7 protein-coding genes are annotated in these 7,695 nt (G+C 76.6%); 2 read left to right on the top strand and 5 right to left on the bottom strand.

Annotated elements, in window-relative coordinates; translation table 11 throughout:
* The 5 genes from AB0L40_RS25190 to uraD all read right to left on the bottom strand — a co-directional run.
* Positions 1-2,399 (bottom strand): molybdopterin cofactor-binding domain-containing protein (locus AB0L40_RS25190; RefSeq protein ID WP_364361120.1); only part of this gene is annotated, 2,399 nt, incomplete at its 3' end.
* Positions 2,396-3,250: an FAD binding domain-containing protein gene (locus tag AB0L40_RS25185; RefSeq protein WP_364361118.1), complete on the bottom strand. Its 855-nt coding sequence runs from the start codon at positions 3,248-3,250 to the stop codon at positions 2,396-2,398. The genes AB0L40_RS25185 and AB0L40_RS25190, both read right to left, overlap by 4 nt.
* On the bottom strand, positions 3,250-4,110 hold the full coding sequence (gene pucL, locus AB0L40_RS25180; protein WP_364361122.1) for a factor-independent urate hydroxylase: 861 nt from the start codon (positions 4,108-4,110) through the stop codon (positions 3,250-3,252). The genes AB0L40_RS25185 and pucL overlap by 1 nt, the downstream gene beginning before the upstream one ends.
* 17 nt (positions 4,111-4,127) lie before the next feature.
* Positions 4,128-4,469, bottom strand: a complete 342-nt coding sequence (uraH, locus tag AB0L40_RS25175) for a hydroxyisourate hydrolase (RefSeq protein WP_364361116.1) — start codon at positions 4,467-4,469, stop codon at positions 4,128-4,130.
* Positions 4,466-5,017, bottom strand: coding sequence for a 2-oxo-4-hydroxy-4-carboxy-5-ureidoimidazoline decarboxylase (uraD, locus tag AB0L40_RS25170; RefSeq protein WP_364361114.1), 552 nt, complete (start codon positions 5,015-5,017; stop codon positions 4,466-4,468). The genes uraH and uraD overlap by 4 nt, the downstream gene beginning before the upstream one ends.
* 324 nt (positions 5,018-5,341) lie before the next feature.
* On the opposite strand from uraD, the gene AB0L40_RS25165 reads away from it, so the two are divergent.
* Both AB0L40_RS25165 and AB0L40_RS25160 read left to right on the top strand, forming a co-directional pair.
* Positions 5,342-6,514 (top strand): LacI family DNA-binding transcriptional regulator, encoded by a 1,173-nt coding sequence (locus AB0L40_RS25165; RefSeq protein WP_364361112.1) that lies wholly within the window; start codon positions 5,342-5,344, stop codon positions 6,512-6,514.
* Positions 6,511-7,695, top strand: a 1,185-nt coding sequence (locus tag AB0L40_RS25160; RefSeq protein WP_364361110.1) for an aldolase, incomplete at its 3' end; no start/stop codon positions are given. The genes AB0L40_RS25165 and AB0L40_RS25160, both read left to right, overlap by 4 nt.

Genomic DNA, 7,695 nt, shown 5'->3' with positions numbered 1-7,695 from the left:
GCGGCGAGCACCCGCTCGCCGCGACCGGCGAGCACGCCCGCGGCGGCCAGCAGCCGGTCGCGGAGAGCGGTCGCTGCGCGCAGCGCCGCGCGGCCGGCGACCACCGTGCCGGTCGAGCCGTAGGCGCCGGTGTCGTGGGTCACGGCGTCGGTGTCGGACGCGGTGACGAGGACCCGGTCGGTCGTGGTGTGGAGCGCGGTGGCGACGAGCTGCCGATGGACCGTCGCGGTCCCGTTGCCGAACTCGGCGGTGCCGATCATCAGCCGGTAGCGGCCGTCGGGCAGGAGCGTCACGGTCGCGTCGGCGTGGTGGCCGTTCGGCGGGATCGTGTCGATCATCGACAGCGCGGAGCCCTCGCCGATCCGCCAGTCGGGGCCGAGGCCGTGGGCGGCGGGATCGCGGTCGAGGGGGACGGGCGACCGCCCTGCGGACCCGGGGACGGTGATCTCTCCGGCCGTATGCGCCTGGTGGTTGGATCCATTCACCAGAGGAATACCGCCGCGAGACGTCTGCGTCCCCGGGACGGCCGACGCGGATCGCGCCGCCATCGGCAGGGCAGCGGCCGGTCCCGGCTGCGGCGTCGGCACAGGACCCGCCGATCCCGGCAGCCGCGTCGGCACGGGACCGGGCGGTCCCGGCAGCGGCCGCGCCAGGGCCTCCCGCGCGAGGGTCAAGCACTGGTCGAGGCCGTAGGAGCCGTAGACGACGTCGTCCTCGTCCTCGGTGATCGAGATCATCGGCACGCCCGGGCGCACGACGTTGCGGGCGCGGAGCTCCATCGGGTCGAGGTCCATGCCGCGGGCGAGCTCGTCGATCGCCGACTCGATCGCGAAGGTCGTCTGGCTCAGGCCGTAGCCGCGGAAGGCGCCCGCGGGCACCGTGTGGGTGTAGACCGCGACGCCGTCCACGCGCTTGTTCGCGCACGAGTAGACCGCGAGCGACTCGTTGCAACCGTGGAAGAGGACCCCGGGCGCGTGGTTGCCGTAGGCGCCGGTGTTCGAGAGGACGTCGAGCCAGACCGCGGTCAGGGTCCCGTCGGCACGGGCGCCGATCCGGACGCGGATCCGCATCGGGTGGCGCGTCGTCGCCGCGGCGAACTGGTCCTCGCGCGTCAGCTCCAGCCGGACCGGGCGGCCGGTGCGCAGGGTGGCGAGGGCGACGACGTCCTCGACGAGCATCTCCTGCTTCGCGCCGAAGCCGCCGCCGACGCGCGACGCGATCACCCGCACGCGGTCGCGCGGCAGGCCGAGCAGGAACGCCAGCTCGTCGCGGACGAGGAACGGCACCTGCGTCGACGTGCGAACGACCAGCCGGTCCTCGTCGTCGAGCCAGGCCGTCGCGCCGTGGGTCTCCAGGTGCGCGTGCTGGACCCGCTGCGAGGTGTAGACGCCGTCGTGGACGTGGTCGGCCGCCGCCAGCCCGGCGTCGACGTCGCCGATGTGGGAGTGGACCTCGGCCGCGACGTTGCGCGACGGGTCCGCGATCCGGGAGTCCGCCGGGTCCTTCTCGGGGTGCACGAGCGGCGCGCCCGGGGCGGTCGCCCGCTCGGGGTCGACCAGGGCCGGGAGGACCTCGTAGTCCACGGCGATCCGGCGGCAGGCCTCCTGCGCGATCCCGAGCGTGTCGGCGACCACGACCGCGACCCGCTGGCCGTGGTGGCGGACGACGTCGTCGAAGAGGCGCGTGTCGTCGAGGTCGTCGTGGCGGGCGTGGTGGCGGGCCGTGGAGTAGCGCTGCTGCGGCGCGTCCTCGTGGGTGAGGACCAGGCGGACGCCGGGCAGCGCGCGCGCCGCGGCGACGTCGATCGAGCGGATCCGCGCGTGCGCGTGCGGGGACCGCAGGAGCGCGGCGTGCAGGAGCCCCACGACGTCGTGGTCCATCGTGAACGGGACCGTGCCGGTGACGACGCCGGCGGTGGCGGGCGCCGCGATGCTGCGGCCGGCGGCCGGCTCGCCCTCCTCGGCGTCGACGTTGACGACCCCGGCGATCGCGTCCTCGATCGTCCGGTAGCCGGTGCAGCGGCAGACGTTGCTCTTCAGGCTGCGGGCCAGGTCGGAGCGCCGGGACTCGTCCAGCGCGGCGACCGTCATCACCATGCCGGCGGTGCAGAAGCCGCATTGGAAGCCCTGCGCGCCGGCGAACCGGTCCTGCTCCGGGTGCGGCGCCGCCGCGGTCCCGAGGCCGTGGATCGTCGTGACGTCGCGGCCCTGCGCCCGCACCGCGGGGTAGACGCACGAGTGGACCGGGGCGCCGTCGACGTGGACCGTGCAGGCGCCGCAGTCGCCGGTGTCGCAGCCCTTCTTGACGCCGAACCGGCCGCGCTCGCGCAGGTACGTCCGCAGGCACTGCCCGGCGCGCGGGGCGGCGTCCAGGTCCTCGCCGTCGACCCGCACGCTCATCGCGCGGCGGGGCCCGCCAGCTCCGCCCGCAGCTCCTCGGCCATCAGGGCCGTCAGCTGCGCGCGCCACGCCGGGTCGCCGTGGACGTCGTCGTGGTAGCCGGCGGCCGGGACCGCGGCGTGGAGCGCGGCGGCCAGCTCGTGCCGCGACGGGACGCCCCGGAGCCGGACGACGACGGGCGCCGGGGTCGACGCCGTGATCGTCAGGACGAAGGCGCCGTCGGCGTCGGCCCGCGCGACGAGCAGTGCCGCCGAGCGGCCCAGCGGCGCCAGCGACTCCTGCCGGAACGCCGTGCGGGCGGCGAGGGCGGAGCCCGGCAGCACCACCGAGCGCAGGACCTCGCCCGGCCGCAGGACCGTCTCGCGCTCGCCGAGGACGAACGACGCGGCGGGCACGTGGCGCTCGCCGCCCTCCGGGGTCCAGACGACGCAGACGCCGTCCAGCGCGGTGGCCAGCGCGGCCATCGGCGCGGCGGGCAGCGCCAGGCAGAGGTTGCCGCCGACCGTCGCGGCGTGCTGGACCTTGAAGGAGCCGCGCAGCGCGTCGCAGCAGGGCCGCAGCAGCGACAGGGCGGGCCAGCGGCAGCGGGTGTCCTCGGTCGCGCGCGGGTCGCCCCCGGCGAACGCCACGAGCTCGGCGAACGTGCACGTGGCCGCGATCTCGAGGCCGTCGGCGGACACCGTCAGGGCCGGCCAGCCGAGCGTCGTCAGGTCGACGAGCCGCCGCACCCCGGTCTGCGGCACGGAGAACATCCACGTCCCGCCGGCGAGGAACGCGTCGCCCGCCAGCGGGTCGGGGAGCTCGCCGCGGGTCCGCGGCAGGGCGACGTCGACGACGGTCTCGAGGTCCATCAGGTGCGGGCCACCGTCGCGGAGATGACGCCGAACGGGTCCTGCGTCGCGACGAACACCTCGCCCGGGTTCTCCAGGCCGAAGGGCGCGAGGTCGACGAGCAGGTGGTGGCGGTTGGGCAGCTCGATCGTCACGTCGACGACCTCGGGGTGGGCCTCGAGGATCCCGACCGCGATGCGGTGCAGGGTCGTCTGGACCGACGGGCTGAAGTGGTCGGCGAAGCGCTCGACGAGGGTCGCGTGGATCGACGTCCACGCGGCCCCGTAGTCGATCCCCGCCGCGACGGCGTCGGGCGCGTACGTCCAGCGGGCGTCGACGACGGTCGCGAGGATGCGGTCGTCGGTCTCGGGCAGCGTCGTCAGCGCGTCGCGCTGGAAGCCCACGAAGCCCGACCCGGTGGTGCGCAGGACGAAGAGGTCCTGGATCCCCGCGGCGACCGTCGCGACGTCGCCGTCGACCGCCACCCAGGCGACGTGGTCGCCCGACGCGTCGCGGCGGAACGCGTGGTCGTGCAGCCCGTCGCCGGCGGTGCCCGCGCCCGGCAGGCGGGTCCACGGGTGCTCGGTCAGCGTCACCGTCGTGCCGTGGACGCGCTCGCCCGACGCCACCAGGTGGTCGGCGAGGACGCGGCCGAAGTCCTCGACGCTGCCGCGAGAGAGGTGCTCGCGGGCCAGCGCGAAGACCGTGTTCTTCATCGTGTCCGTCGCGGGCGTGCCCTCGTTGCTGCCGTCCTCGTAGACGTGCGCGAAGTCGCCGCGCAGCCGGACGTCGACCGTGAGGTCGCGCAGCTCGTGGCGGGGCCCGTCGCGGACGACCCGGACGAGGCGGACCTCGGCCTTGCCGTACGTGTTCTCGGTGATGCTCAGGGGCAGGCGGATCAGCTCCCGCGGTAGGTGGTGTAGCCGAAGGGCGCGAGCAGCAGCGGCACGTGGTGGTGGCCGGAGTCGCCGGCGATGTCGATCACGACCGAGACCTCCGGGTACCAGCCCGGCTGCCCGCCGGGGGCGCCCTCGAGGTCGAAGCGGACCCGGTAGCGGCCCGCCGGCACGACCTGTCCCTCGGGCACGAGCTTCGGGACGCGGCCGTCGGCGTCGGTCGTCCCGGCGTCGGTGGCCAGCCACTCGCCCGCGCTCAGGCGCTCCAGCGTCACGGGTACGCCCGGCACCGGCTCGCCCTTCGAGGTGTCGAGGACGTGGGTGGAGATCGAGATGGCGGTCATGCGCAGAGATCCTCGAGGCGATGGCGGGCGATCGCGGAGACCTCGCGCAGGGCGGTGCGGAGCTCGTCGTCCGGGGCGGCATCGACCCGCGACGCCAGGAGCTCCTCGAGCCCGGCGCCGCCGTGGTCGCGGACGCAGGCGACGAACGGGAAGCCGAAGCGGTCGCGGTAGGTGCGCAGCGCGACGGCCAGGGCGTCGCGTCGCGCGGCGGCGAGCCGGTCCAGCCCGGCGCCGCGCTGCTCGCCGGCGGACTCCTCCGACAGCGTCGCGGCGTCGACGCCGCCGGAGACCGCGAGCTCCGGGTGGGCGAGCAGGACCCGGCGCTGCAGCTGCTCGCCGGCGTGCAGCAGGACGCGCTCGAACGCGTCGTGCAGCGCGACCACGTCGCTGAACGGGCCGGCCTCCCAGGCGGCCTCCGCCACCCACGGCGAGTCCTCGACGACGCCGCCGAAGCGGTCCACGAACGCCTCGCGGTCGAGCTCGGGGAGCGTGGCGGTCGGGGGCGGGGCGGGGGACGGCGGCCCGTCAGTGGGCGGGACGGTGGACACGGGCTGCGGTGCGGTGCGGATGGTGGTCGGTGCTCGGCGGTCGGGTGCCGCACGGTGCGACGGCAATCGTTTGCACGATGCTCCCGGAGCTCCGCCGGATCGCGTATGGACACGGGTACAACGCCCCGCCGAGATCGTGTGCCCGGCCGACAGGACCGCCGCGCCGGGCACCTCCGACGATGTCCCCCATGCGTCGCCCGTGCCCGCACCGATCGGGTGCGCCCCCCGCCGCCGCACGTGTCAGGCTGCGGGGGTCCGCGGTGGGCGCCGCCCGCAGGGCCACCGCCCCGCGACGACCCCCGCCCCGCCCCGCGCGCTGAACCCGTGTCCGCCCCCGACGACACCCCCGACCTCGCGTCCGGCGCCGCCGGCCGCCCCACCCTCCGCACGTTGTCGGAGCGCACGGGGCTGCACGTCTCGACGGTCTCCCGCGCCCTGCGCCGCGACCCGGCCAGCGACCCGACCGCGGCGCTCGTCCACACCGCCGCGTCGGAGCTCGGCTACCGCCGCGACCCGGTCGCCGCGAGCCTCCGCACCCGCCGCTCCGGCGCGATCGGGATGGTCGCCCACGCGCTCACCGACGTCGTCCAGGCGATCGTGCACGAGGCCATCGACCAGGTCGCGGTGCAGCAGGGCTACGACGTGCTCGTGGCGTCCACCCGCGACGACCCCGCCGCGCAGCGCCAACGCGTCGAGCTCCTGCTGTCGCGGCGCGTGGACGGCCTGATCATCGCCGACGCCCACGAGGACGGCGACTACGTCGACTGGGTCGCGACGCTCGGGATCCCGTACGTGCTCGTGATGCGCCGCGCCGGCGACCACCCGGCGATCGTCTGCGACGATCGCGAGGGCGGGCGGCAGGTCGGCCGGCACCTCGTCGCCCAGGGCCACCGCGAGATCGCGCTGCTCGCCGGCCCCGGCTACTCGGCGACGTCGAACGACCGCGCCGTCGGCTTCCGCGAGGCGCTGGCGGAGGCGGGCGTCGACCTGCCCGCCGACCTCGTCGAGCCCGGCGGCCTGCACCCGACGTCGGGCCGCGAGGGGATGGACCGGCTGCTGGCCCGCCGGCCCGACCTGACGGCCGTCTTCTGCGCGAGCGACTTCTCGGCGTTCGGGGCAACGACCGCGCTGCGCGCCGCGGGCCTGGTCCCGGGTCGCGACGTCGCGACGGTCGGCTTCAACGACGTGACGGCCGCCGCGGCGCTGGACCTCAGCTCCGTCCGCTCCGCCCACGCGGAGCTCGGCGAGCTCGCCGCGCGCACGCTCATCGCCGCGATCGACGGGGTGCCGGCGGAGTCCGCGTCGTTCCCGGCGACGCTCGTGGTGCGCGGGTCCAGCGCGACGCCGCTGGGCGGCGGGGCCGTGCTGTCGGCGGGCGGCGGCGCGCCGCGTGCCGCGTGCGACGGACCCGACCCGGCCGTCGGCCCGCCCCGCCATGGGTCGGCCTCGGGGACAGCCGCCGCGGCCGCCGCCGACCCCTCCGGGGCCGCCCGATGAACGGCCCCGGCCGGCTGCCAGCCGCCGCGCTGGAGGCCCTCGACACCGCGCTCGCGCCGCTGGACCTCTGGGCGGCGCGGCGCTGGCCGGGCGGCTCGGGCGCGGACCAGCCCGCCCACACCGTGTACGTCCCGGCGGACCGGGCCGAGCCCGGCGTCTGCGGCCGGTGGGGCCGCGAGGCGCTCGCCGCGCTGGACGAGCACGCGCCCGGGCCGGTCTCGCTGGCGACCGCCACGGGCCTGCCGGTGGCCGAGGTCGACGACGCCTGGCCGCTGCTGCGCGCGACGCTGGAGCGCCGCCCGATCGAGGACCTGCGCCTCGACCTCGAGGACGGCTACGGCCCCCGGCCCGACGACGTGGAGGACGCCGACGCCGACGCCGCGGTCGCCACGCTGCTGGCCGAGGCCGTAGCCGGAGACGGTCCGCGGCGCAGCGGCGTCCGGCACCGCAGCCTCGAGGCCGCCACGCGCGCCCGGGCCGTGCGCACGCTGGACCGCGTGATCGGCGGGCTCGCGGCCGCGGGCGGGCCGCCGGAGGGCTTCGTCCTGACCCTGCCGAAGGTCGTCCATGTCGACCAGGTCGCGGCCTACGCGGCCCTGCTGCGCGTGCTCGAGGTCGCCCACGACCTGCCCGAGGACGCGCTCGTCTTCGAGATCCAGGTGGAGACGCCGCAGGCGATCCTCGCCGCCGACGGCCGGCTGCCGCTCGCGCCGATGATCGACGTCGCCGGCGGTCGCTGCGTCGGCCTGCACTACGGCACCTACGACTACTCCGCCGCGCTGGGCGTGCCCGCCGCCGAGCAGCGCGCCGACCACCCCGTCGCGCAGACCGCCAAGGCCGTGATGCGGCTGGCCGCGGCGGGCACCGGCGTGGAGGTCAGCGACGGCTCGACCAACCGCCTGCCGGTCGGCGACCGCGCGACCGTCCACGCGCACTGGCGCGTGCACGCCGAGCTCGTCCTCGGCGCGCTGGCCGACGGCGTGCGGCAGGGCTGGGACCTCCACCCCGCGCAGCTGGTGACGCGGCACCTGGTGACGATCGTGGCGATGCGCCGCGCGCTGCCCGGCGCCATCGAGCGCCTGGGGCCCGCCAGCACGCGGTCGTGGAGCTCTCGATCCGCGACCTCAAAGACCAAGGGCTCGCGCACTTCCCGTCCGGCCGGTTCAACGCCAACGGCGCGT

The organism is Patulibacter sp. NPDC049589, from assembly GCF_040675535.1.
Taxonomy (GTDB): Bacteria; Actinomycetota; Thermoleophilia; order Solirubrobacterales; family Solirubrobacteraceae; genus Patulibacter.
Note: the sequence above shows the minus strand (reverse complement) of the source record. Positions and strands in the feature narration are given on the sequence as shown.